The sequence below is a fragment of the Streptococcus suis genome, assembly GCF_019794555.1.
GTDB classification, from domain to species: domain Bacteria; phylum Bacillota; class Bacilli; order Lactobacillales; family Streptococcaceae; genus Streptococcus; species Streptococcus suis_AB.
Genome location: NZ_JAIMEP010000001.1, coordinates 70,350 through 95,467, shown reverse-complemented (window position 1 = coordinate 95,467; position 25,118 = coordinate 70,350). Strand labels below are relative to the sequence as shown.

The window sequence follows — 25,118 nt, the reverse complement described above, 5'->3', positions numbered from 1 at the left end:
TCAAATTATATACTTTTTGATTACATTTGTAAACGTTTTTGATTAAAAAAATAGAGATCATCCCTATTTCTTTCGTGCTAACATGGTCGCAAACCGCATCTTAAGGAAATTGCCATTTTCATCCCGCTTATGGAGTTGACCAAAATCTTCATTGTATTTGACCAGTTCCCAGTCACGATAGTATTCTTTCAGCTCACCTGCTCCAAAAGTAAAGGAGAAATTCATAGGACATGGCGCATCTTCTGTATCCATGGCAGCTACAATCAAGTTATAGCCTCCAGTGCGTGTTCTCTCCTGCATATTGTGGATAATGTCCGATACCCGATTTCGCTCTAAGAACATAAAGACGACTGTTGAGATAATCCAGTCATAGTCCTGCTCCAGACTGGCTGAATTGATGTCATAGATCCCAGCCTGCAAGTCCAAGTCCTCCACTTCCTTGACCTGCAAGAGTGTCCGAATACTTGGCACATCTTTATCTACAGCTGTTACCTCAAACCCCTGCTGAGCCAAGTAGAGACTATTTCGACCATGCCCACAGCCTAAGTCTAAGATCTTACAAGGCTCAATTATCTTCAAAGCCTCTAAGACCTCCGAATGGGTTCGCGTATAGTCATACTTTTTAGCAAAATAGTCTTCTGGTTGACAGAAAAATTCCAAGAAAAACTCTGTTTCCTCTGTCAATAGGGTCACACGATGCCAGGCCTGCGGTTCCACAAAGGGAATGTCATCGGTTGGACCATAGACATACTCTCCCAAAGTCTCATTGTCATCTGAAATCGGCTCAAATTTAAGTTGACCTCTCAAGACCTTGATTTTGGCCCAAGTACCAACCTTGGTATTGTGCTTGGTCAAAAAATGCTGGGGAACCGTATCCTGATTCCAAATGGACATGCGTTTATAAGGAACTAAAACTGTCATTATCTCTCCTTTTCTTTCCGATACACTTAGTCTATCACAAAGGAAATATGAATTCAAACCCATTTTTTTCTTGACTTGGAGTGAACTCCAAGGTGTATAATATTCCATATCAATCAGAAAGGATATTTACTGACAAGTAAATGTGTGATGAATATGAAAACAGCTATTTATGAAAAAGCCGGTAAGATGACCGTTGCTGAAGTCGAGAAACCAAGCCTTCAAGCCAAAGATGATGTCATTATCAAGGTTGTTCGCGCCTGTGTCTGTGGTTCAGACCTCTGGAACTATGGGGAACACATTCATCACGATCATGGTGATACCAATACTGGGCATGAAGCCATTGGTATTGTAGAAGAGGTTGGCGAAGATATCACTACCTTTGTACCTGGTGACTTCGTTATTGTTCCATTTACACATGGTTGCGGACACTGTGATGCCTGTCGTGCTGGCTTTGACGGTACTTGTGACAACCATCCAGGCTACACCAACTGGGGCAACAACTACCAGTCTCAATACATTCGTTTCCACTACGGCAACTGGGCCTTGGTCAAAATTCCTGGTCAGCCAAGTGACTACTCAGAAGGCATGATCAAATCTCTTCTTAGTTTGGCTGACGTGATGCCAACAGGCTACCATGCTGCCCGTGTAGCAGATGTCAAACCTGGTGACAAGGTTGTTGTCATCGGTGATGGTGCAGTGGGTCAATGTGCCGTCATTGCTGCAAAAATGCGCGGAGCTTCTCAGATTATCATGATGAGCCGCTATGCAGACCGCCAGCAAATGGCTTTGGAATCAGGGGCTACTGCCATCGTAGCAGAACGGGGTGAGGAAGGTATTGCCAAAGTCCGTGAAATTCTAGGTGGCGGAGCTGATGCTGCCCTCGAATGTGTTGGTACAGAAGCCTCTATTGACCAAGCCCTCGGTGTCCTCCATAACGGTGGTCGTGTTGGTTTCGTTGGCGTCCCTCATTACAACAACCACGCGCTCGGCTCAACCTTTGCTCAAAACATCATCATCGGCGGTGGATCTGCTTCCGTCACAACCTATGACAAAGAAATCCTGCTCGATGCTGTTCTCAAAGGCGACATCAACCCAGGTCGAGTTTTCACCCAAACTTACAGCCTAGACAATATCGACCAAGCCTACAAAGATATGGCAAACCGCAAAACCATTAAAGCAATGGTAACGGTGGAGTAAGAAAATAGAACAAAACCCCTGAAGTTTACATAAACTTTGGGGGCTTTCGTATAATTAGTAGAAAGATAAAAACGGAACCATCCCACTCATTAGAACTACTAATACTCAATGGGAGTTGAAAGGTCCAGTTTCAACACTTGCAATAACAGAATCAAGTGTTAAGCATGAATTTTTTTATCTGCAATTGCATCTGTGAGGGTCTGTGAGAAATTCAATCCTAGTTCACGTCCTAGTGTGTCTGCCCAGCGTGGGATAGTGAGTGTTTTCTTTACTGGCTCTTGACTGCCCAAATACTTTGCAACATCCACCATCACCATGGAGATAAAAGACTTGCTAGAATCGTAAACCATCTCAAAATCCTCATCACGGAAAGGGTTATTATCTACTAATGACAAAGTATTTATAGAAGACGGGGTAGGAATGTCTCGTCCATTCTCGATATAATCAGCTAAGTTCATGCCTAACCAATCGCTAGCCATTGCCATAGCGTCCGCCATATCCTCGCCTTGAGTTGCTGAATGCTCAAAATCAGGGAATGTTACAAAGTAGGGCGCGTTAGCTCCGTCTGTATCATCAAAATAAAATAAAGCTGGATAAGTGACAAGCATAGTTTACCTCCAAATGAAAACAAGCGGTAGGCTGTTGTTATAACAGCCCTGCTTGCTTTTTGATACCTCTTTCGGTGTATTTGTTTATTTCACCGTGGGGAATGGTTATGGGTCGCTCGCCTGCTTTTTCAAGTTTCACGTGTTACCCCTTACCGCCTTTGGTTTTTGTCCAACCATGGGCTGTAAGTAGCTTAACCATTTCTTTTTGTGTCATAGGCATAGCGCTTTTACCTCCTGACAAAATCATTATACCACACGTATTACACGTATTAAACCACAAAGATTCAGAAAATGTCTGAAATTTGCGACTGATACTCAATGAAAATAGCCTCTAAACTCTAGCTCTGATACTCAATGGAAATCAAAATCTGACTTGCTCTAAAGTTCGGAGAACCTTTAGAGGTTGGAAATAGGCGAGCGTAGTTCATTTCGCTTTGACATAAATTGAACTCTGTCCCTTTTATATTTCAAGGGAACAGGCTCTCAAGCTCCACTGGAGCTTGACACTCATCTAATCAAGTCAACAACGTCTGACTTTGATTTTCGAAGAGTGTGAGGGTTCATTCGTAGAAGAAAAACCAGGATTTCTCCCAGTTCTTATCGATTATTGATCGCCTTCATGGTCCGCTTAATATCACGGTCTTGCTCACGACGTTTAATTGACTCCCGCTTGTCGTAATCATGCTTCCCTTTAGCAAGCCCAATCAAGACCTTGGCAAAGCCGTCCTTGATATAGACCTTGAGAGGAACAAGGGTCATCCCAGTTCCCTTGACTTCATTCCCCAAATCTGCAATCTGCTTCTTTCGCAGGAGAAGCTTGCGAGTTCGTGTTGGCTCTTGATTCCAGATATTGCCCTCATCGTAGGGAGCGATATGAACATTAACCAACCAAGCCTCACCATTCTTTATTTGGGCAAAACCATCTTTAAGGTTGATCCGCCCCGCACGAATGGACTTAATCTCTGTCCCCGTCAGGACAATCCCCGCCTCCACTGTATCCACAATGGTATAGTCGTGACGGGCTTTTTTATTCTGCGCAATCACATTGCCCTCACCCTTGGCCATACCTATCTCCTTTTCTTCTTATTCTTTTTCGCCACTTCTTTATAAAATGGTTTCTTTTTCTTGTCAGTTGCTCCAGACTTAGATTTGCGGTCTTTTCCAGACTTGTGACGTCCGCTGTCGCGACCAACAGCTTCCTTTTTACGGTTTTTGCCCCGTCCTCTCCCTGACCGATCATCACGATCGCGGTTTGAATGACTCACTGTTTTCCGTTTCGCCTTTAGATTCTTCTCGACAAGATCCAGCTCGGACGGCACGTGGGCAAAATCGATTTCCCCTGTCATCTTGTCCGCCCGCGTTAGCTTGATACGAATTGGCTGACCGACACGGAAGACACGACCAGATTTCTCACCCTGCAAGGTCAGAGTCCGCTCGTGGAACTGGTAGTACTCGTTGAGATTGGTAACATGAATCAGGCCTTCAACGGTATTTGGCAACTCTACAAAGAGACCGAACTTGACCACGCTAGACACGACACCATCAAACTCTTGCCCGACAAATTCTTGCATGAATTCTGCCTTCTTCATAGCTTCGACTTCCCGCTCTGCCTCAATGGCACGGCGTTCTAAACTGGACGAAGACTTGGCAAGCTCAGGAATGACCTGCTCAAAATGCTCTGCTTTTTCCGCAGGATTGTGACCATATTCCCGCACCATACGGTGAACCAGCAAGTCAGGATAGCGGCGGATAGGACTGGTGAAGTGGGTGTAAAACTCCGCACCCAGTCCGTAATGGCCGTGGTTGTGCTCTGAGTAACGCGCCTGCTGCATGGAACGTAGCAACATCATGTTGAGGACATCCGCATAGGGTTCATCCTTGACCCGCTCCATAAGGTCCTGAAGGGCATCCTGGCTGATAGAGCTGGCCGTGCCATAGACCGTCAGACCGAAGCTGGTCGCATAGTCGATGAACTTCTGCAACTTGTCTGACTTAGGCTCCTCGTGGATCCGATAAATAAAAGGCAGGTCAAGCTTGGCAAAATGCTCGGCAACGCACTCGTTGGCTGCTAACATGAAGGACTCAATCATCCGCTCAGCAATACCCCGCTGACGCAGTTGAATATCGACTGGCAGACCATCCTTGTTGACGATGATTTTAGCTTCAGCTGTATCAAAGTTGAGAGCCCCACGCTTGTAGCGCATGGCTTCCAGCGTCTCATGGAGTTTGACCATGAGCTCTACACTTGACACGATCGCCTTGTATGTAGCCAGCTTTGCCTGATTGCCCGCAATCATGTCATTGACATCGGAATAGGTCATGCGGAAGGTCGTTTTGATGACCGTCTGACCAATCCAGTGCTTGACCACCTTGCCCTTACGGTCAATTTCCATAATAGCCGACTGGGTCAGGCGATCCACATTTGGATTAAGGGAACAAATACCATTTGACAAACGTTCTGGCAACATTGGCACCACACGATCAGTCACATAGACAGAAGTCCCACGCTTGATGGCCTCTTGATCCAAGGCTGAGCCTTCCGTCACATAGTAGCTGACATCAGCGATATGGACACCCAGCTCAAGATTGCCGTTCTTGAGTTGCTTGATATGGACCGCATCGTCCAAGTCTTTGGCATCAGCACCGTCGATAGTGAAGATGATTTCATCTCGCAGATCCAAGCGGCCTTCAAAGTCCTTCTCAGATGGACTTTCTGGTACTCGATTGGCCTCTGCCAAGACTTCATCCGGAAACTCCGACACGATGTCCATGGATTCCAAAACTTCCAAGACATCAATCCCCACATCGTCCTTGTGGCCCACCACGTCCCGAATGGTCGCAACAAAGTGGTCCCGTTTCTTGTTTGGATAGGCTTCAATGTCAACTTTGAGAATTTCCGTTCCGGTCAATACCAAAGGTGACTTCTTGATGTAGATTTTCTGAGCGATTTTCTGATTTTTTGACTTGATGTAGCCTGCATATTCTGGCTTATCTTCGTCAAAAACAATCAAGCCAACCGCAGTTTTCAGGCTATGTTCTAAAATATCAATGACTTCCGCTTCTGCGGCAGTTCCCTTGAGACGATCTGCAACCTTTTTAATTGCAATCTCAACTCTGTCACCCTCAATAGCAAAGTTGACATCGTCACGACTGACAAAGAGATCATCTTCCTCCTCGTCTATGGTCACAAAGCCAAAGCCTGACTTGTGGGCACGGAAAATGCCCTGCAAGGTTACTCGATTTCTAGTAACCTTGGGCGCTGGAAGAGCAATTCTTCCATCTTGGTCGAAAACCAGTTTCCGCTGTCCTTCCATAGAAGAAACCATCTTGACCAAATCGGTAAAGCTCTTAGCAGAACCAGCTCCAAACTGATCCGCTAATTGGTCCATGGTCACAGGCCCAACTTCTTTAATATAGTTAATAATTTCGTTTTTCATCTTACCTTTACTAAAAAAATAGACCAAGAACAAGTCCCAGTCTGTCTATCTACTTACTAGAAATGATTACTAGCGCAACAGCATCTAACAACCACAAAAAGATAAGTATGGCTGTAATACGCTGCATAACGGCTTCAAAACCACGCGCTTTTGTACGCTCAAAGAGGGCTCCACTTGAAGCATCAAAAACGTTACTTGATTGGTTTTTTGCTGGTTGGATAAAAATCACGGCTATAAGAATAACAGATAAAATCAACAGAATGGTTAATAATGCTTGATACATATTTTTTTCTCTTTCTACAATAACTCCATTCATTATAGCATAAAATTTATTTGGTTTCAAGATGGAGTGTAACTTTTCTCTCTTTTGGGCAGTATTTTAGGACCTCAATCTTATCAGGATGGGTCTTGGCATTTTTACTGGTCAGATAGTTTTTACTACCACACTCTGAACACTGTAAATTGATTTTAACTCTCACTAAATATCCCTTACTTTCAAGTAATTTCTAAAGTTGGTTAAGGACCAGATTAGATTAAAGAGGACCAGTCCACACGATAGGTAGAAGACCCAATCATAGCCCATATGGGCAGCAACTGCTGAACCCATCATCGGCCCAACTACAGTTCCCAAATTATTAAAGAGCTGATTATAAGAAAATATTCTTGAAATCCCTTCTTTCGGTGTCAACTTGGTCAGTAATGAATTGACAGAAGGCAAGAGAGCCCCTGTCCCAAATCCATAGAGAAAACGAAGCAATCCTAATTGAAAAGGATTTTGCGCAAACACAAAGAAGACGTTTATCAATAAACTATAGGTCAAGGCCATTAACAAGAGACGATGATTACCTATACGATCCCCCAACTTTCCTAGATAACCAGAGGTCATTAAGGATGCCATCCCTGGCAAGGAAATGATAAAGCCAGCCACGAAGAGCAGATTATCGGTTTGCCCCAAATGGCGAACGTAGAGGGTTAGGATAGGTACTACCGTCTGTGCCGCAGCAATGATAATCATGGAGGTCACAAAAAGTCCAACCAGCATTTGTCGATCTTTTATCTGAGCAAACAAATCCTTGACCGGCATCGCATCACTTTTTTTGATAGGAACAAAGTCTTCCCGAATATATAAAACGGTCAACAATACTACTATAGCATAAAGAAGCCCAACCAACAAGAAGACTGTATGAACTCCAAAAATCTCCGCTAGAACCCCACCAAGAGTTGGTCCAATCAAGTTCCCTGCCACAGCCCCAGTTGACAAGGTACCTAGGGCATAACCTGTCTTATCTCTCGGAACCTGGCTAGCAATCAAGGCTGTCGCATTTGGGATATAACCCGTAAAAACACCGTTAAGTACACGAAGAATAAGAAGCCAGAAAACATTGGGAACAAAAGCCATCCCGCCCATGGTAAAGATCATAGCAAAAGCCGCCCGAACCATCATAGGCTTGCGACCATAGCGGTCAGCCAAACTCCCCCAAATCGGTGCCATCAAGGCCGCTGCAAGAGCATTCGTAGACACAGCAAGCCCCGCATAATACTCCACCAAACCAGGCCCTACACCCAATTCTTCCACGAACACTGATATAAACGGCATGACCAAGGTAAAACTCGTTCCCGTCAGGAAATTCCCCAACCATGCCACCTTTAAATTCTGTTTCCAATAACTACTACTGTCGTCCATCCTTCAAATCCTCCAAAAGTAGTTCGACCCTTGCAAACGTCTCCTCGACCGCACCACTATTATCAATTAATACCTGTGCCTTTGCTCGTTTTTCTTCTAAAGAAAGCTGCGCATTCAGTCGATTTTCAGCATCTTGAACAGAAAAACCATTTCGCTTCATAAGCCGTTCCAACTGCTGCGCCTTATCGACATAAACAAGCCAGACTTCATCCACTTCCCCGCTATAATCCACCTCGTAGAGCAAAGGGATATCCATGAAAACCACTGGCTCGGTCTGCTTGAGAGCATCCCTTCTGGCCAACAATTCCTCCCTGATAATCTGGTCCTGTAAATGAGACAAATGTGCTCTTAGCCCAGCATTCTCAAAAACTACTTGACCTAATTTTTTCCGATCCAAATCCCCTTCTGCCGTTAGAATTGCATTACCAAACTCTTCGACAAGAACCTGATAGAGTTTACCACCCTTTGCTTGCAATTCATGCACGACCGCATCCGCATCGATGACTGGATAGCCCTGTTCTCGTAAAAAAGCTGTGACCGTTGATTTTCCAGAGGCGATTCCGCCTGTTAAACCGATAATTTTAGTCATGTTTTACCTGACACGTGGGGCAGAAATGCGTCCCCCGTCCGCCCAACTGGATTTTCACAATCTCTGTCTGGCAGCGAGGACAAGCCTGTCCTGTCTTTCCATAAACTTGAAAATAATCTTGCATGGTTCCATCCATCCCCAAGGCATTCTTGTATGTTCGAATCGTAGAACCACCCTTTTCAATCCCTAATTGCAACACTGCGATTACAGCTTGATGCAGGTCTTCTGCCTGTTTCTCCGTAAGTCGACAACTAGCTTGAGCTGGATGAATCATAGCTCTAAACAAAACCTCGTCTACATAGATATTGCCCAAACCAGCCACTAAAGACTGATCCAAGAGATGGGCTTTAATAGGTTTTTTGGAACGTGCCAGTTTGGTCTTGAATACCTCCAAGTCAAAATCTTCCTCTGTCGGTTCAGGACCAAGATTTCGATTGAGAAAATAGGCCTCAACATCCGCTTTCCCAAGCAATTCCATGGTCCCAAACTTGCGAACATCTTGATAAACCAGCATCGACCCATCTGAAAATGTAAAAAAGGCATGAAAATGCTTATTTTTCGGAATTTTTTCTGAAAAATAGTTGTATTTTCCTTCCATACGCAAATGAGAAATCAACACAAAATCCGTCAGATAGATTAACAGATACTTGCCACGACGATCCACATGCTGTATTTCTTGACCAATTAAATCCTGACAGAATACGTCAACACCAGTCTTAACCATCGGAGCATAGGTCACCTCCACCTTGGTGATGACCTTCCCCTTAACCAACCGATTCAAACCACGACGAACCGTCTCCACCTCTGGTAACTCGGGCAATATAGGATACCAAGAGCGTAAAAAGCGACTGAAAATTAGGAGAGCGACGCTGTGTGACTTGCACACAAGGAGCTCTATCTATTTTCCGAGCTTTTAGCTCGGGTTCAAGTACGCAACACTCGTCCTTTCTAACAAAATTACAAAGCAAATAGAAACCTGACCGACGGTGCTACGGCACCTAGGTCACGGTTGTCTTTTTTCAAAGAGTCGTAGGCGAGTTCAAGACAACACCTAGTCGGCTTTCCTTTCTTAACTAAATGTGTGGTAGACATACTTTTATTCACTATTCAAATCTCGAACATAGTGAACTGTTCGGCTAACTTCACGGAAGCCATGCTTGATATGAAAATTCTGACTAAGTAGGTTATCTAATTCCGCATCAGACCCCAGTTGGCTTATTCCACGGCTTTTAGCCCAACCTTGTGCAAAATGCAACAGTTCTTCCGCAATCCCTTGACTACGGTAATTCGGACTAATAAAAATTCCTTCTAAATAGGCAACTGGACTAAACTGACAGCCTTCCACATAATCATGACGTAGTGACAAACTTATCCAAGCCACCGCTATGTTTGATGGAGAATAGTAAAGAAACTCAAAGGGAAATTTGCCCTCAGTAAATTGTTCTTGCAAAACTTGTTCATCTGTCTGCCAAACCCTGCTTGCAAATGAAACCCAAACCGAAACTGTTTGTTCTGTGACAGATTTAATTGACATACTTTTCCCCTTGGTGACAAACATACAATTGCCCCCGTCTAATACCTGTTCTCATATTTCCCCATTTCTGGACTGGAGACGCGCTACTATCTTGTTGAAGGTATTGGCATTTCTCAGCGTAATAGCTTGATTAAAAGGCTTGGTCATAATCTTTCTGGCATGAGCTGTTTTAGTATAATGTTCCTTGGTGGCGACCCGCCAAAAGAGGGCTGTTTCACCAATATGATACTCTTCCTCTCCTAACTGCCAAGCCTTTAGCTGATCCGCAAGCATCTCTTTAGAACAGTTTGGCAAATAGAAAAGGGCATCACATCTGTAATTTTCTTCCTGCCACCAGTGAGGTAGACAATCCGCGTCCTCAATAATTGTCGAACTTTCCAACAATACAAACGGAATTTCGAAATCATACTGGCTCTGCAATAAATCCGCAAGAGATTGAACCAAATCAACTTTCGGTCTATCTGAATAGAAAAAAAGATTTCCCGTGTTGATATAAGAATCGACTTGGAGTAGACCAATACTGGCAAGTTGTTCCTTTAACACTGGCATAATAACCTTATTCTCTTTTCCTAGATTAACCCCTCGCAAAAGAAGAGTATAGTGAACCATAGAACCTCCAACTATTCTAAAAAACAGAAAGATGGTCGCCATCTTCTGTCTATTTAACCGTCACATTGGCTGGTATTTTTACACACGAATGCGTCAATGCCCCATCTTAAAGTCATTTGCGAAATATTCATCCAGCATTAGGCGATGTTTTGCAGATAGGCTGTCCAACTGTGCAATTTCTTCCTTCGAGAAAAATTTCAACTTCAGGGTTTCTTCATTGCTAAAATCCGCAATGTTATAGTCGGAAATCGCGCGCAACTTGTAAATAAAGACAACCGTCTGCACCGCATCACCATTGGGATAGATTTCCTCAAAGTTAGTATAGACATTGAGCAAGGCATCCGACTCAACGGCAATTCCAGTTTCTTCCAAAAATTCACGTTTGCAAGTCTCCAAGGAACTCTCGCCAAGCTCCATTGTGCCTCCCGGGATGGCCCACGTTTTCTTATCACCGCGGAGTTGAAGGAGAACGTGCCCATCTCCATTGGCTAAAATTCCCCCAGCAAAATTCAATAGTATCTTCTCATGCCCCACTTTTGAGCGGATAAAGGAGATATAATCTTGTGTCATGCTTGCCTCACTTTTCTGTTGTCAAGAACGGGCTCAACTCGCCAAAATTAAGTGCATTGAAATGCTACTCAACTAATGGCAATTCTCAACGGAATTGCCTAGGCGACTTACTAGTTTCTCACATCATTATGATCGAATGATGTGAGAAACGTCGAACACGTCCACTGGACCTACCTCGCTCTCCAATTTCTTGGCTCGGGTTTTCACATGGTCACTTTCGCATTTCTAGGTGACCAGCTGAAACAGTCTATTCCCAGACTGTTTCACTCCCCCGGACTACCACGCTCTCTAGTTTTCAAGCTCGGGTTTTTCAAATGGTCACTTTCACATTTCTAGGTGACCAGCTGAAACAGTCTATTCCTAGACTGTTTCACTCCCCCGGACTACCTCGCCCTCTAGTTTTCAAGCTCGGGTTAAAAACGTCCCCCGGACGTTTTTAATACTCTTTCTCATTATACCCAAAGTCAGCGAGGTCGAGTTTTTTGTCTCGCCAGTTTTTCTTGACTTTAACCCAGGTTTCGAGGAAGACTTTGTCACCAAGCATTAATTCAATGTCACGACGGGCCATGGAGCCAATTTTCTTGAGCATAGCTCCTTGCTTACCAATGATGATGCCTTTTTGGCTATCACGCTCTACCATAATCGTCGCGCGAATGTGGACTTTGTCGGTAAATTCATCGCGTTTCATGGACTCAATGACAACGGCAACTGAGTGCGGAATTTCCTCACGAGTCAGATGCAAGACTTTCTCACGAATCATCTCAGACACCAAAAAACGTTCGGGATGGTCAGTGATTTGGTCCGCAGGGAAATATTGAAATCCTTCGTCCAGGTTTTCCTTGAGAATTTCCATGAGTCGGTTGACATTGTTCCCTTGGGTAGCAGAAATTGGTACAATTTCCTTGAAGTCCATCTGTTGACGGAAATCATCAATCTGTTCCAAAAGCTGGTCCGGATGAACCTTGTCAATCTTGTTAACCACTAAAATGACTGGAACCTTGGCTTGTTTGAGACGATCCATTATCATATCATCGCCCTTGCCTCGTTTTTCATCGGCTGGCACCATAAAGAGTACCGTATCCACTTCACGAAGGGTGCTGTAGGCAGACTCCACCATGAAATCTCCTAAAGCTGTCTTGGGCTTGTGAATTCCTGGCGTGTCAATAAAAACAATTTGCTCTTCATCCGTGGTATAAATCCCCATAATCTTATTACGGGTGGTTTGAGCCTTGTCGCTCGTGATGGCAATTTTTTGCCCCATTACATAGTTGAGGAAAGTGGATTTTCCTACATTTGGACGACCTAAAATCGCCACAAATCCTGACTTAAATGTCATGAATTCTCCTTCATTCTTAAAATATAAAATTCCAAATTTTAGGCACAAAAATAATGAGCCCTGTTAGTAATGCAAATCCTGATACAAATAAGACTGCCCCTGCCGCCATATCTTTTGCATTTTTGGCCAGCATGGAAAAATGATAATCAGAAGCCAAGTCCACCACATTTTCAATGGCAGAATTGACAATCTCAAAGGCGATAACTAAGCTGATACTCAACAAAAGAAATAGCCACTCTGTCACCGATACTTGGAAAACCAAGCCTGCCAAGATGACTAATATAGCCGATACAGCATGCTTACGCATATTGCGCTCTTCTTTAAAAGCGGTAATGAGTCCTGATACAGCAAAATCCAGACTCGACATCAATTCTCGGTTTTTCCACCGATTTTTTGAATTATTCTCGTGTAAGTCCATAAGCAGTTAAAATTTCTTCTTGTAAACCAAACATCTCAGTTTCTTCTTCTGTCGTATAATGATCGTAACCATTGATGTGTAAGAAACCATGTACGGCTAAAAATCCCATTTCACGCTCAAAGCTATGTCCATAATCCTCAGCCTGTTCACGCGCCTTATCAATTGAAATATACAATTCACCAATATAGGCATCAAAATCTTCCATCATTTCAGCCAATTCAGGATTGTCCACCAAATCTTCTTCATCAAAGACAATTTCTGATTCGGGTTTGTACTCTAAACTAACCACATCTGTGGGGCGATCAATGCCTCGATATTCCAAATTTACTTCATGCACACGGGCATTATCTACAAATGTCACAGCCATTTCTTTATTTTGTTTACCGATTTTTTCAGCTGCAAATTGGAGCAATTCTGTGATTTGTTCTTGCATTTTCACAGGAACTTTTCCTGTTTCGTCTACCATTTCAATATACATCTTATTACATTCCTTCTATACAAGTCCATTATACCACAAAAGGGAAGAAAGCGGATTTTTATGGTATAATGATTACAAACCATCGTACTAAAGGGTAAGTCACTATGATAGCAACAGAAAAAAATATCATTGCCATTATTGAGTCTAATATTGATAAAATGACTGAGTTGGAAAAAGAAATTGCCCGCTATTTCACGCAATTGGATCCTGTTGATGCAGATTTAACATTGGAGTTCATTACAGCCGCTCTTCACGTTTCACCATCTGCACTCACACGATTCGCTAAAAAATGCGGTTTCTCAGGTTATAGAGAATTTGTTTTCACCTATCAAAAAGATCACCAGCATTTGTTAAAACATTTCGACCATATTCAGCGTAGCCTAACTAAACATACTAAGATTAGTAGTGAAGAAATCTCCGACGGGAGAGAGTACTCACTATTTTTTCTTTATGATAAAGTAGAGGTGTCTTGTTAAGTCGTGGGGCTTTTTGACACTAGACGTCGCAATAAAAACTGTCAAGATACCTGTTTTAGAAAGAATGTTATCAAAGTATGTGGGATGCCAGACGTCGAGTATTGAAAATGACATCACTAAAACAAGGAATCATTCAAGACAAAGAGGTAATATCATGCGTTCAGTTTTTGGGATTGATGTGAGTAAGGTAAGTTCAGAAGTGGCCATTCTAGTCAACGGCGAGATTTAAGTCGATTCTATCAGAACTTAACTGAGGACATTGTTCGGGCTAAAAACTGCCTGCACAAGGTCTTACAGGTCACTTTCCCAGAGTTGGAGGCTATCTTATCAACACCAACTGGTGAACAATACTGGAACTTAGTTATAGCTTTTCCTTGCAAGGACTTCGTGCTTGACTTAAGCAAGGATGAACTCTCAGAGAGCATCCGTCAGTCCACTTCAAAACGACTTTCTGACAAACTTGTGGCTTACTTAGCTGAGAAACTTATAGCACTAGCAAATCAGTCTTACTGTGCTGTCAAGAAAACCTCTCCAATGCTGGAAGAGGTCCGTTACTATACAAAAGAATTGCTTAGACTTTCTGAACAGAGACAGGCAGTCTTAGACGAAATGGTGGAACTAGCTCAGCCATTACCTGAATATGACATTCTGCTCTCTATTCCTGGAATAGCTGAGACTGCTGCAACAAGTATTATTGGTGAACTGGGAGATATTCGCCGTTTTCAGTCTGCCAATCAAATCAATGCCTTTATCGGTATTGACCTGAGACACTATGAATCTGGTAACTTCCTCGCTAAGGAACACATTACCAAGCGTGGCAATCCCTACACTAGAAAGATTCTGTTCAAATGTATTCACAATATCGCTTCAGCTAGTCACACCAATCCTTGCCATATCGCAGACTTTTATGAGAAACGAAAAAGACAATCGCAAACGACTTCAACGAAGCCGCACACGATTGCCTCCATCTCCATACATCGTCTCATTCGGACAATGTATTACCTCATAACGCATAACAAACTTTACGATTACGCTTCAACCCAAAATCGGTAAAACTGTTTATGCTCTATCATTGTAACACCTTATCAAAAAATTTCAACATAAGGTGTTGGTTTTGTATGCACTTTTTACACTAAACTTTAGTCCAAAATAAAACAATTTACTTATTTTGACTACTGAACTCAAAATATTTTTCATCAAACACCTTGATAGGCTTGACAAATGGTAGAAAAAGAGTTCGTCAACAATTTTTCGTTTTAAGTTGTTGAGCTGTAACTGTCTATCCCCAGACATCAATTTATGTGAGCTGACTACCGTCAGCTTATATCTCCCACTTTAAAAGGTCTCCCAGACCTTTTAAACTCCTACCCCCGCATAGCTCCAATGGTTCCTCGAACCTTTGGAGGCTGGAGATATAGCGAACAAAGTTCGCATTAGCCATAGTGGTCAGATTAGGAGTGTAAAACACGAACTGCTGAGATTTGCTGTGCAAATCTTATCTCCTACCTTTAACAGTCTCCCAGACTGTTAAAGCCAATCAACCACTGCGCTAAGATGTTAACACGAACTCTGAGAAGCGTGGCTGGACTTTCTGCCCAGCCTCTTTTCTTCAATCTGAACCAGCATTTACTGGTTTAACAATTGTTTAATCGCAGGTACAAGTTCTTCCCATTCGGAGATTATGGAATCTGCTGAAACAGAGCTGGATGGAAGTGGGCGTTTGCGATGATTGAACCAAATTGCCTTCCAGTTCGCAGCTTTTGCGCCCACCACATCATTTTCAAACGAATCTCCGATATAATACGACTTCTCAGCAATTACCCCCGTTCGCCCTTCCATTTGGTGAAAAATAACAGGGTTGGGTTTGGTTATCCCGATTTGTCCAGAAATAAGAACGTTTTCCGGTTCAAACCAATCAAATAGACCCATGGTACGAATTTTTCTTAACTGATGCCTATAGGGGCCATTTGTAATGATGCCAATTGCAATTCCATGCTCTTTACACACTGAAAATATTTCTGGGAAAATGGGGGCGAGCTCAATCTGACCTTGGAAATAGTCATAATCAATTTGAATGGTCAAAGCCAGCGCATCAGACACCTGATAACCATTGTCCGCCAAGGCTTGTTTCATCCGGTAAATATGGCTTTCCTGTAAACTCATTTTACCAGTTGCAGTAGCCTCAAAAACCTCATCTGCACGCTTGCGAAAATCCAGATAAAGCTGATCCAATAGGTCAGCTGGCACGGACAAATGACGTTCCAAGGCCCGCTGAAAGGGCTGAATTTGGTCATAGAGAGTATCATCAAGATCAAAAATTAAAGCTTTCATCCGCTGCTTCACCTGTTATTGTTCAGGATTTTCTGGATGCAAGTCAAATAAATTCTTCATCCGGGTGTAACTCTCTTCCTCACCGACAAAGTAGACTAAATCATCCTTTTCAAGCGTCTGATAAGGACTAGGGGAAATCAACAATTCATCGTTGCGTTCAATACCAACAACGACTGCACCAGTATGATGCCAAACTCGGATTTCAGTCAATTGTTTCCCCAACAAATCAGAATCCGACGTCAGCTTTAAACCGTATGGTTCAAGGGGATACTTTTTTTGGACACGCTTGGTCTGATCTAGGTAAACAGAAACCATACCACGCAATTCTTTCAGCATGAGCTCCTGTTCATCCATTTTTTCAAGAATCCGATCTTTCTGCGTAACCAATGAATTGGTCATTTCGAAATTATCCAAGAAATCATGAGCCTTTTCTTTGGATAGAACAATGGCACCGCTCCCGTGTTTAACCGACACAATGTGCAAATCCGCCAATATATTCAAGGCTTTTCGAGTCGTTTCAGGCGAAACACCAAACATACTGGCTAATGTAGAACGAGATTTGATTCGTTCACCCACTTCATACTCCCCGCTCACGATCCTTTGAGCAACTCCAACTGCAATTTGCTGATATTTTGATGCTTTTACCATCTTACGATTTGGCATAAGTGTTCTCCTTTCAAACTGAAAAAGAAGTGAGATGTCATCATCTCACTGTAATGATTATCTCACTCCTATCGTCTAGCTGGATAACACATCTTTTACCTAGCTAGTTGTCTCTTTTCGCACCTAACTGCGAACGTGATTATTGAACACGTGATGATTCAAGTTTATCTTTTACCACTTCTGTTTGAGTTGTGACAAAATCACCAGCTTTACTAGCTTGATCGGCAATCACTTCACCTGTAGCTTGAGTAGCACTAGCTACACGATCTTGTAAGGTTACAGATTCTGCCTCAAACTCTTCACGTGTCTTAATATCCACAACTTCAACATTAACTTCCACCACTTCCAAGTGTGTCATCTTCTTCACTTCGGCACCGATAACAGACTTCATTGTTTCGACGATTTCAGGAATATCTTTTCCATATTCTACCACAATTTTCAAATCCGTTGCAACTTGTTTGCTACCGACTTCAACGTTGATACCTTCGCGAACATCTGAGCTGTTGACCAATTTGTTCTTAATGTCTGTGAAAAATCCACCACTAACAGCCAAGAGACCTGGTACATGTTGCAAAGCATGACCAATCATCTTCTCAATCACTTGGTCTGCATAGGTTACAGTCCCCTTCATTGCCGTTGTTTGTTTTGCGTTTGTTTGTGTCATATTTTTTTACTCTACTTTCTTTGCTACTTTACTATTTTTTCGTTCGTTATTTTGGATTGTTGATACCATTCAAGGCACCTTTAACAGCATCCTTTGCATCTGCTAAAATGGATTCTGCTTTACCTTTTAATTCTTCAACCTTACCTTCATTTTCCAACTCTTTATCTCCAGTCACTTTACCAGCAACTTTCTTTGCTGTTCCAACAAATTCATCTTTTTTTGCATCAAATTTTTCTACTGACATAATTTTTTCCTCCTATATTCACTTAAATGACGCGTGGTTCTTTGCCACTTGTCAAGTTGTCTACTCCATTAGAAACCTTGTCTACTTGGTTTGACGTAAATCCAACCGCAGAGCTAGCAACGTCCGTTACCATATCCTGTAGGCTAACGGAGTCTGCCTCAAATTGAGCCCGTGTTTTAATATCGACAACTTCGACATTGACTTCAACAACTTCCAAATCTGTCATCGCTTTGACTTCTGACTCGATAATGGCTTTCATGTCCTTGTAAATCGTCGGCAAATGTTTCTTGTACTCCGCAACGATCGCTAAGTCCACAGCAACTTGTTTTTTACCAACTTCAACATTGACGCCTGTCGTCGGCTCATCGCTATTGACCAATTTGTCTTTCAAGTTCGCGAAGAACCCCCCACTAACCGCTAGCAAGCCGTCCACTGACTCCAAGGCAATGCCAATCATTTTTTCGATGACTTTATCAGCGTAGGTCAATTCACCTCTGATTGCAGATAATTCTTTGATTTCTGTCATGTTTATTCCTCCGATGTCGCATTTACTTTCTCATCAGGTATCCCAAGATACCCGACTTTTGTACCAAATACCCCACTCCTGCACCGGCAACTACCAAAACAAGAACCAGCAAGGTTTTGAGAAAACCAAGTGTTAGGAGCAAGACTGCCAAAAGCAATCCTGCAACCGCACCGATAATGGGGTATTTCCAACGTTCAAATTCTCTCATGTGCACCTCTATTCTACCCGTGAAACTAAGCCTTGCTTAGGATCCACGACTTCTTTAACGGCTACGGAAAACTGCATTGGACGAGACAGGCCGAAGAAATTTTCTAAACCGTCACGGATTTCCTGTTCCAATTGAGACAATTGTTGAACAACCGCCGTCCGCGAGCGCATTTGACCAGCAACTTTCACCTTAAAACGTTTCTTATAAATCGAAACTTGGACTGCTGGCGCTGTCATTGCACCATTGGCATCTACTACTGATTTAACGTAGCCTTCTAGGGCTGATTTTTTCAATAGTAGCTTTCCATTGCCATCCTCAGATAAATTGACTTCTGTATAGCGCTTTGGCCATAATAGAAAAACCAGACTGAGAACCAAGAAGATAAGGATAAATACGAGCGATCCCCAGAAGAGGAAATTTGAAAATACTAGATTTGTTTGGTCATGGAGATGCCATTGAGGTAGAAAATTTTCTACCTCTTGTGGCAAAGTGACAATCTCCGAATAGCGAATAGCCACCAGTCCAAGTAGGACAATCAGAGGCAAAGCCACCAATCCATAGACCCATTTTACTAATTTAGTCATAGGCTACTCTTTCTAATCGTCTTATGCTTTACGGCTGACGAAGAAAGAAACAACTGCTACTACGATAACCGCACCTAAAATCGATGGGAAGAGTGCCATACCTGCAAACGATGGACCCCATGATCCAAAAATTGCTTGACCAATGGATGAACCAACAAGTCCTGCTACAATATTTGCGATCCAACCCATTGAGCCACCTTTTTTCGTAATCGCACCTGCGATTGCACCAATAACACCACCTACGATTAATGTCCAAATGAATCCCATAATAAACCTCTTTCAATACATCTAATATCTTTTAAGACTGTGTGCTTACTTCGTCTACGCCTTACGACCCACGAAGAAAGAAACAACTGCTACAACGATTACCGCTCCAACAATCGATGGAACAAGTGCCATTCCTGCAAGCGATGGTCCCCAATGACCTAAAACAGCTTGACCAATGGATGAACCGACGAGTCCTGCTACAATATTTGCAATCCAACCCATAGATCCACCTTTATTCGTAATCGCTCCTGCGATTGCACCAATGACTCCACCTACGATTAATGTCCAAATAAAAGCCATAATAAATTCTCCTTTAAAATAAGTAATAGTAAAAAATCGATTTTTGTTTTATAAAGATATATAATCGTTAACGTTACTTTTAAAGTGACAACTCTTTATTTATCTTTATGTTGTCAGTATAACATTAAAGGTGTCACTTTGCAAGCCTTTTGACTCACTTTTTTAAAAAAATTTTCCAACAATCCTTATAAACCGTATAAAACAGCGGTTTTCCACAATCTGTTTTTTTTTTTGTTATTTTTTCATAAAACAAGATTTCAATACTATTATTCCTTTTAAACTTCAAACAAAATCACCAAAAAAATCAGCAAACTGACACTATTCCAATTTATTTTTAATAAAAGGTTGTCACTTTTTTATTAAATCATGAACAAGACAAAAATCCAGCTCGTCAGAACTGGATGTGTGTGTTTATTAGACTTTAGACTGAATAGTCTGCATTTGAGCATAGATGCCCCCGAGAGCTAAGAGGCTGTCATGTGTTCCCCGCTCGACAATCCGTCCTTCATCCAGTACCAAAATCTGGTCCGCATTCTGAATGGTTGACAATCGGTGTGCAATGATAAAGGTTGTTCGGCCTTCTTTCACCACTTCCATGGCATGTTGGATAATTTCTTCCGTCTCCGTATCAATATGAGATGTTGCCTCGTCCAAAATGAGGATTTTAGGATCAGAGTAGAGTGTCCGAGCAAAGGCAATCAGCTGGCGCTCACCACTTGAAAAGGCTGCTCCCTTCTCAACTACAGGTTCATCAATCCCTTTCTCTAAACGAGATAGCATCGGCCCTGCTCCAACTTTTTCCAGGGCTTGCAAAATTCGTGTTTTGTCTGCTGTTTCCTCATTCATGGAAATATTACTTGCAATCGTTCCTGTAAAGAGATAGGGATCTTGTAAAACAATTCCCATGTGACTACGCAGGCTTTCACGAGAATAGTCACGAATATTTTTCCCATCAATCAATACACGACCCGCCTGTGGATCATAGAAACGATAGAGGAGGTTCATAATGGATGACTTTCCAGAACCCGTATGTCCTACCAAAGCAACTGTTTCACCTTTTTCAGCCCGAATGGAAATATCTCTCAAAACTGGTTTGTTTTCTTCATAACTAAAATTCACATTTTCAAACACGACTTGACCTTGATTGACTTCCAAATCATGCTCGCTATCAGGTTCAGCCTCTTCTTCTAAAAGAGCCATTAGACGCTTACCCGTTTCAAAAGAACGAAGCATATTTGGAAATTGCTGAACCAAGGCACCTAATGCGATGAAGACTCCCTCGATGTAGTTAACATAAACAAAGAGTCTCCCGGCTGTAACTCCAGGATGGCCCTTGAGAAATTGATAACCAACTACTGTCAAAATCCCTGTAATCACTAAATTTTGTAAGAAGCCACTCAAATTCCAAGTTGCGAGAGACTGAGCCCAAATCATCTTGTTGTCTGCACGACGCATCTTGTCAGCAGTCGCTTCAAACTCTTGCATACTTCTTTCTTCTTGTCCAAAGAGTTGAATCAAACTAGCACCGTTCATGGTTTCATTTACCTGAGTATTCACATCACTCCTGGCATCATAGAAGTCCTTCATGGGCTTGTCAGTCATTTTTTTATAAGCATATTGAATCCCAATATAAAGAGGAATTAGCAGCAACATCAGCCAACCCAGACTACGATTCATGTAGAAAAGAACAGCATATGTAAATACCAGTCGAACGATATTGTTAAAGGCATAAACTAAAGTACCATAAAATTGAGTTCGCAGTGTCTCTGTATCGTTGACAATTCTTGTTGCAATCTTCCCTGCTGGTTTATCATCAAAATATGAAATAGGCAACCGCTGCATCACATCATAGGCTTGATTTCTCAGATTCTCTGCAATCCGATTGGCACAATGCATGAGCAAGCGCATGGATAGGTAAAAACCAATGGCTCCTAGGACTATCATCCCCATATATTGAGCTGACTGGGTCAAAAAAACAGTTTCATCAAATGGCAAACCCTTGCTCAAATCTGTAATCGGCCCATCGATAGCCTGCTGAATCAACAGAGGAGCCAATCGAACCAGGGTTGAAGCTAGTAAATAGAAACCTACAGCTACAATAAATAGCCATTTGATGCGTTTGATTTGTTTTAATAAAAATCCTAAAATAGTCATTACTCTCCTCCTTCCTGGCTTTGTTGTCGCTGGTATTGTTCATAATACCAACCTTTTTGAGCAAGCAAATCAGTGGGACGCCCTTCTTCAACGATACGACCCTCATCCAGAACCAACACCCAATCAGCATGGTTGACAGCAGATAGACGATGGGTCACGATGACATTGGTTTTACCTGCACGTTCTTTTTGAATATTTTGGATAATCTGGCGTTCTGTCCGAGCATCCACTGCAGATAAGGAATCATCTAGAATTAGTAAATCTGGCTTCCGTAAGAATGCACGCGCAATAGAAATCCGTTGCTTTTGACCACCCGAAATAGACACCCCACGCTCACCTATCATGGTGTTAAGTCCATCACTCATCCGTTTTAAATCTTGATCAAATGCAGCCGTAACAATGGCTCGTTCAATCTCTTCAGAACTACTATCTACTTTACCGAGCGCAATGTTTTCTCCGACAGACTTAGAAAAGAGAATGTGTTCTTGTGGAACATAACCAATTTTTTCTTCAAGACTAGCGCGTTTATAATCCAATACTGATTGATCATTAATGGTGAAATCACCCTGACCAATAGGATATTGACGGAGGAATTGGCGGATTAAAGTCGTCTTTCCAGAACCTGTTTTTCCGACGATTCCAACGGTCTGTCCAGCCAGTAGGGTCCAATTAATATCCAGTAGGCTGGCTCTTTCCGCCTGTGGATATCGGAAACTGTAATCCTTGAAAGCAATACTCCTCAGCTCTGCTATTTCCTTGACCCCATCCACCTCCAAATCATCACCTGTCTCTATTAGCTCTTGCAATTTTTCGAAAGATGTCTTGCCAGTTTGATAAACAAGGATAAAATCTGCCAGTGTCCAGAAGGGCTCTAAGAGCGAACTGACATAGAGTTGCAGTGCAATGACTTGTCCAAGTGTTAATTGCCCTTTCTTCACGGCCTGTGCTCCCATTACAAGTACTAGAATCGTAGATAAACCTAAACAGACAGTCGCTAGTGGATTATATGTAGATTGAAGTGAGGTGATACGATCACCACCTTGTGCTAATTGTTTGGTGCGTGCTTGGAATTGAGCTTTTTGAGTCGCTTTCTTACTATAAGCCCGAGTCACTCGAATCCCTTCAATGACTTCCAAAACTTCATTATTGAGTTGAGCTACAGCGTCCCTATTCGCGTCAATCGCCTTATCTTGTTTTCTTCCGACAAAAAATATACAAAGAGTCATGAACAGCATCGGAAGCAAAGCAACCGTAGAAATCTTCCAGTCAATGAAGAACATGGTTGGGATAATAAAAGCTAGCATACCGCCTGCATAGACGACAATCATGAGACCGTAGCCGACCATCTCCATCAAGCCATCCACATCCGTTGAAAAACGGGTCATTACATCTCCTGAGCGAAATTTCTCATAGAATGGTGTTCGCATGGTGACCAATTTTTTGAATGCCCGTTGTTGCATATCAAACTTGAAGTTAACGGAAGCCTGAAACAGTTTAAGGTGCCAAATAAATGCCATAGCATAGTTCAGCAAGGTCACGAGCAACAAGAGCGTCATATCCTGAACTAAAATTGCTTGCGTTAATTCATTTTTGGTCAGTATATCAACCATCCGTTGAATCATTTGCGTCGGTACCAAAAGTGTGGCATCATAAATAATCAAGGTCACTGCAACCAATAAATAGAGCCACTTATGACGTTTGATATAATCAAAAATTAATCGAAACATATATCTCCTTTACAAATCTCCAGCCTGTCATTTGCCACTTTATTCAATCAGCAACAATTGATAGACGTTATACTCAATGAAAATCAAAAGTAGCCTAGAAAACGATGTCGAAGATAGAACTCTGTTACTTTCTTGTTTCAAGGTAACAGGCTGAAAAGCTCCACTGGAGCTTTTCACTCATCAAGGCTCTTGACAAAGGATAATTTTGATTTTCGAAGAGTATTACCTTTCTAAGCGCACAAAAAAGCCCAGGGAAGCATTTCACTCCTCCTAGGCTTGCTTTAGTCCACAAAAATAGACCCGTTGTTTTTCAAAAATCACTCAATAAGTCAATAAACTTAACTAGCTGAACCGCAGTTCAACCTCTATTCTTCATTGAGACCACACTCATGAATGATTTCTAGAATCTGTTTTCCCGCTTAGAAAGGAGTATATGATAAAAAATAGCTTGTTTGACGACAAGGTTCTTGTTCATTTGTTTTACTCCTTTCAGCTTTCTATCCACTATTTTATCACAATAAACATATATGTCAAGGGATTTTGTTGATAAAATATTCCCTTTTTACCCCCATTTAAAAGAATCGCCTTTAGAAAATTGTCGGGCAAAATGTCCATATACACTCATTAAGACATACCTATGCTTCATACTTGATTACCCAAGGTGTTGAGTTAATTTCTATTTCCCAGTTGTTAGGGTATGAGAATTTAAACATCTCACTCAAAGTCTACGCTCACCAACTTGAATCATTAAAAGAGAAGAGTAATGACAAGATCAGAAAGATATTTGAAAAATTTGGGGCAGATTTGGGCAGACATAACAAAAACCCTTGTGTATCAAGGGTTTTTAACGTTATTTTATGCTAGTTGCCGGGATTGAACCGGCGACCTCATCCTTACCATGGATGCGCTCTACCGACTGAGCTAAACCAGCGTACTTACCTAGTATATCATACCTCCTAAAAATGTCAATGGATTTTTATAAAATAATTGAGAGCCAACTTATCAATGTAAGCCCGTGAACAAAATATATTCCAGTATCATTAAAGCTAATATATATCTAAAAATTATCTGACATTTTTAAGTATTTGTGTTATACTATTGTTATAAAAATCACAAAGGGTGCCTAATGAACATGCAAACACTGCAAATTGGACAAATTTATCTTGTAAAAGACATTCAATTACAAGAAGATGTTCGCAAACATTTGAACCATCTTGGGTTAAAGATAGGACAAGAAATTCGAATCATTTCAAAAACAAAGGACAATGCAATTATCCAGGTCAAAGCCAGTCGTTTAGCCCTAGATCAATCTGTTCTCAATAGCTTGGTTTTAGAAGAAAAATCAGAACAAGAGCAATCCTTGGCCTTATCAGATCTTCCAATTGGTAGCAGCGCTAAGGTTATTGAAATCTGTGCGACAGGCGCCCTACGCCGTCGTCTCATGGATATGGGTATAACGAAACATACACAACTTCTTCTAAAAAATGTTGCTCCTTTAGGCGACCCATTAGAAATAACACTTCGTGGCTATCATTTAACTCTCCGGAAATCGGAAGCACAAATGATTCTCGTTCAAGTTGAAAGCTAGGTGAA

At 42.0% G+C, this 25,118-nt stretch carries 29 protein-coding genes, 1 tRNA gene and 3 pseudogenes; 5 read left to right on the top strand and 28 right to left on the bottom strand.

Going from position 1 to position 25,118, the window contains the following annotated elements:
• Window positions 1-63: 63 nt before the first annotated feature.
• Window positions 64-921, bottom strand: coding sequence for an SAM-dependent methyltransferase TehB (gene tehB / locus K6V48_RS00530; RefSeq protein WP_222367193.1), 858 nt, complete (start codon window positions 919-921; stop codon window positions 64-66).
• Between the two features lie 153 nt (window positions 922-1,074).
• Here tehB and K6V48_RS00525 point away from each other — a divergent pair, with 153 nt between their 5' ends.
• A complete protein-coding gene (locus tag K6V48_RS00525) occupies window positions 1,075-2,118 on the top strand; it encodes a zinc-binding dehydrogenase (RefSeq protein WP_222367190.1) in 1,044 nt (347 codons plus the stop codon).
• 158 nt (window positions 2,119-2,276) lie between these two features.
• Here the strand turns inward: K6V48_RS00525 and K6V48_RS00520 are convergent, their stop codons facing one another.
• The 15 genes and pseudogenes from K6V48_RS00520 to ybeY form a co-directional block, all read right to left on the bottom strand.
• Window positions 2,277-2,726: a type II toxin-antitoxin system HicB family antitoxin gene (locus tag K6V48_RS00520; RefSeq protein ID WP_160863757.1), complete on the bottom strand. Its 450-nt coding sequence runs from the start codon at window positions 2,724-2,726 to the stop codon at window positions 2,277-2,279.
• 37 nt (window positions 2,727-2,763) lie between these two features.
• Window positions 2,764-2,946: pseudogene (locus tag K6V48_RS00515) on the bottom strand (type II toxin-antitoxin system HicA family toxin).
• 377 nt (window positions 2,947-3,323) lie between these two features.
• A complete protein-coding gene (smpB, locus tag K6V48_RS00510; RefSeq protein ID WP_024396797.1) occupies window positions 3,324-3,791 on the bottom strand; it encodes an SsrA-binding protein SmpB in 468 nt (155 codons plus the stop codon).
• A gap of 2 nt (window positions 3,792-3,793) precedes the next feature.
• A complete protein-coding gene (gene rnr, locus K6V48_RS00505; protein WP_222367188.1) occupies window positions 3,794-6,163 on the bottom strand; it encodes a ribonuclease R in 2,370 nt (789 codons plus the stop codon).
• Window positions 6,164-6,212: 49 nt separating this feature from the next.
• Window positions 6,213-6,446 carry a preprotein translocase subunit SecG gene (secG, locus tag K6V48_RS00500; RefSeq protein ID WP_105126555.1) on the bottom strand — a complete coding sequence of 78 codons (234 nt, stop codon included), beginning with the start codon at window positions 6,444-6,446 and terminating at the stop codon, window positions 6,213-6,215.
• A 46-nt stretch (window positions 6,447-6,492) separates the two neighbouring features.
• Entirely contained in the window at window positions 6,493-6,642 is a 150-nt protein-coding gene (gene rpmG, locus K6V48_RS00495) for a 50S ribosomal protein L33 (protein ID WP_012775228.1), read from the bottom strand.
• A complete protein-coding gene (locus K6V48_RS00490; protein ID WP_222367187.1) occupies window positions 6,642-7,847 on the bottom strand; it encodes a multidrug efflux MFS transporter in 1,206 nt (401 codons plus the stop codon). Before K6V48_RS00490 ends, rpmG begins: the two co-directional genes overlap by 1 nt.
• Window positions 7,834-8,436, bottom strand: a complete 603-nt coding sequence (gene coaE, locus K6V48_RS00485; RefSeq protein WP_222367184.1) for a dephospho-CoA kinase — start codon at window positions 8,434-8,436, stop codon at window positions 7,834-7,836. The genes K6V48_RS00490 and coaE overlap by 14 nt, the downstream gene beginning before the upstream one ends.
• On the bottom strand, window positions 8,429-9,256 hold the full coding sequence (gene mutM, locus K6V48_RS00480) for a DNA-formamidopyrimidine glycosylase (RefSeq protein WP_222367180.1): 828 nt from the start codon (window positions 9,254-9,256) through the stop codon (window positions 8,429-8,431). Before mutM ends, coaE begins: the two co-directional genes overlap by 8 nt.
• Before the next feature lie 276 nt (window positions 9,257-9,532).
• The gene (locus tag K6V48_RS00475; protein WP_172090161.1) at window positions 9,533-9,970 is read right to left on the bottom strand and encodes a GNAT family N-acetyltransferase; all 438 of its coding nucleotides are present in this window, start codon (window positions 9,968-9,970) and stop codon (window positions 9,533-9,535) included.
• A 51-nt stretch (window positions 9,971-10,021) separates the two neighbouring features.
• A complete protein-coding gene (locus K6V48_RS00470; protein ID WP_172017055.1) occupies window positions 10,022-10,579 on the bottom strand; it encodes a DUF1697 domain-containing protein in 558 nt (185 codons plus the stop codon).
• A 93-nt stretch (window positions 10,580-10,672) separates the two neighbouring features.
• Window positions 10,673-11,149 carry an NUDIX hydrolase gene (locus K6V48_RS00465; protein WP_172017056.1) on the bottom strand — a complete coding sequence of 159 codons (477 nt, stop codon included), beginning with the start codon at window positions 11,147-11,149 and terminating at the stop codon, window positions 10,673-10,675.
• Window positions 11,150-11,585: 436 nt separating this feature from the next.
• Window positions 11,586-12,485: a GTPase Era gene (gene era / locus K6V48_RS00460; RefSeq protein WP_222367178.1), complete on the bottom strand. Its 900-nt coding sequence runs from the start codon at window positions 12,483-12,485 to the stop codon at window positions 11,586-11,588.
• A gap of 16 nt (window positions 12,486-12,501) precedes the next feature.
• On the bottom strand, window positions 12,502-12,903 hold the full coding sequence (locus K6V48_RS00455; RefSeq protein ID WP_024392025.1) for a diacylglycerol kinase family protein: 402 nt from the start codon (window positions 12,901-12,903) through the stop codon (window positions 12,502-12,504).
• Window positions 12,884-13,381 (bottom strand): rRNA maturation RNase YbeY, encoded by a 498-nt coding sequence (gene ybeY / locus K6V48_RS00450; RefSeq protein WP_222367177.1) that lies wholly within the window; start codon window positions 13,379-13,381, stop codon window positions 12,884-12,886. Before ybeY ends, K6V48_RS00455 begins: the two co-directional genes overlap by 20 nt.
• A 104-nt stretch (window positions 13,382-13,485) precedes the next feature.
• Between ybeY and K6V48_RS00445 the strand changes: the two genes are divergently transcribed.
• On the top strand, window positions 13,486-13,857 hold the full coding sequence (locus K6V48_RS00445) for a MurR/RpiR family transcriptional regulator (protein ID WP_261311006.1): 372 nt from the start codon (window positions 13,486-13,488) through the stop codon (window positions 13,855-13,857).
• 219 nt (window positions 13,858-14,076) lie between these two features.
• A pseudogene (locus K6V48_RS00440) lies at window positions 14,077-14,910 on the top strand (transposase); the annotation flags it as partial.
• Window positions 14,911-15,483: 573 nt separating this feature from the next.
• On the opposite strand, the gene K6V48_RS00435 reads toward K6V48_RS00440, so the two are convergent.
• The 11 genes from K6V48_RS00435 to K6V48_RS00385 form a co-directional block, all read right to left on the bottom strand.
• Window positions 15,484-16,188, bottom strand: a complete 705-nt coding sequence (locus tag K6V48_RS00435) for an HAD family hydrolase (protein ID WP_222367168.1) — start codon at window positions 16,186-16,188, stop codon at window positions 15,484-15,486.
• 15 nt (window positions 16,189-16,203) lie between these two features.
• Complete coding sequence (locus K6V48_RS00430) at window positions 16,204-16,851, bottom strand: GntR family transcriptional regulator (RefSeq protein WP_105126575.1); 648 nt, start codon at window positions 16,849-16,851, stop codon at window positions 16,204-16,206.
• A gap of 139 nt (window positions 16,852-16,990) precedes the next feature.
• The gene (locus K6V48_RS00425) at window positions 16,991-17,515 is read right to left on the bottom strand and encodes an Asp23/Gls24 family envelope stress response protein (RefSeq protein WP_105126576.1); all 525 of its coding nucleotides are present in this window, start codon (window positions 17,513-17,515) and stop codon (window positions 16,991-16,993) included.
• A gap of 46 nt (window positions 17,516-17,561) precedes the next feature.
• Complete coding sequence (locus K6V48_RS00420) at window positions 17,562-17,759, bottom strand: CsbD family protein (protein WP_105126577.1); 198 nt, start codon at window positions 17,757-17,759, stop codon at window positions 17,562-17,564.
• 22 nt (window positions 17,760-17,781) lie between these two features.
• Complete coding sequence (locus K6V48_RS00415) at window positions 17,782-18,285, bottom strand: Asp23/Gls24 family envelope stress response protein (protein ID WP_222367166.1); 504 nt, start codon at window positions 18,283-18,285, stop codon at window positions 17,782-17,784.
• A 22-nt stretch (window positions 18,286-18,307) separates the two neighbouring features.
• Window positions 18,308-18,493 (bottom strand): DUF2273 domain-containing protein, encoded by a 186-nt coding sequence (locus K6V48_RS00410; protein ID WP_222367164.1) that lies wholly within the window; start codon window positions 18,491-18,493, stop codon window positions 18,308-18,310.
• A gap of 8 nt (window positions 18,494-18,501) precedes the next feature.
• Window positions 18,502-19,077 carry an alkaline shock response membrane anchor protein AmaP gene (gene amaP / locus K6V48_RS00405; RefSeq protein ID WP_172017081.1) on the bottom strand — a complete coding sequence of 192 codons (576 nt, stop codon included), beginning with the start codon at window positions 19,075-19,077 and terminating at the stop codon, window positions 18,502-18,504.
• 21 nt (window positions 19,078-19,098) lie between these two features.
• Window positions 19,099-19,344: a GlsB/YeaQ/YmgE family stress response membrane protein gene (locus tag K6V48_RS00400; protein ID WP_172017083.1), complete on the bottom strand. Its 246-nt coding sequence runs from the start codon at window positions 19,342-19,344 to the stop codon at window positions 19,099-19,101.
• Between the two features lie 54 nt (window positions 19,345-19,398).
• The gene (locus K6V48_RS00395) at window positions 19,399-19,644 is read right to left on the bottom strand and encodes a GlsB/YeaQ/YmgE family stress response membrane protein (RefSeq protein WP_172017086.1); all 246 of its coding nucleotides are present in this window, start codon (window positions 19,642-19,644) and stop codon (window positions 19,399-19,401) included.
• 414 nt (window positions 19,645-20,058) lie between these two features.
• Complete coding sequence (locus tag K6V48_RS00390) at window positions 20,059-21,798, bottom strand: ABC transporter ATP-binding protein (protein WP_222367162.1); 1,740 nt, start codon at window positions 21,796-21,798, stop codon at window positions 20,059-20,061.
• Window positions 21,798-23,525 carry an ABC transporter ATP-binding protein gene (locus K6V48_RS00385; protein ID WP_222367160.1) on the bottom strand — a complete coding sequence of 576 codons (1,728 nt, stop codon included), beginning with the start codon at window positions 23,523-23,525 and terminating at the stop codon, window positions 21,798-21,800. Before K6V48_RS00385 ends, K6V48_RS00390 begins: the two co-directional genes overlap by 1 nt.
• 591 nt (window positions 23,526-24,116) lie before the next feature.
• Between K6V48_RS00385 and K6V48_RS00380 the strand changes: the two are divergent.
• Window positions 24,117-24,389, top strand: a pseudogene (locus tag K6V48_RS00380) (tyrosine-type recombinase/integrase); the annotation flags it as partial.
• On the opposite strand, the gene K6V48_RS00375 reads toward K6V48_RS00380, so the two are convergent.
• Window positions 24,384-24,456 (bottom strand) — tRNA-Thr (locus tag K6V48_RS00375). The pseudogene K6V48_RS00380 and the gene K6V48_RS00375 sit on opposite strands and share 6 nt — an antisense overlap.
• A gap of 195 nt (window positions 24,457-24,651) precedes the next feature.
• Between K6V48_RS00375 and K6V48_RS00370 the strand changes: the two genes are divergently transcribed.
• Window positions 24,652-25,113, top strand: a complete 462-nt coding sequence (locus K6V48_RS00370; protein ID WP_222367158.1) for a FeoA family protein — start codon at window positions 24,652-24,654, stop codon at window positions 25,111-25,113.
• Window positions 25,114-25,118: the final 5 nt, after the last annotated feature.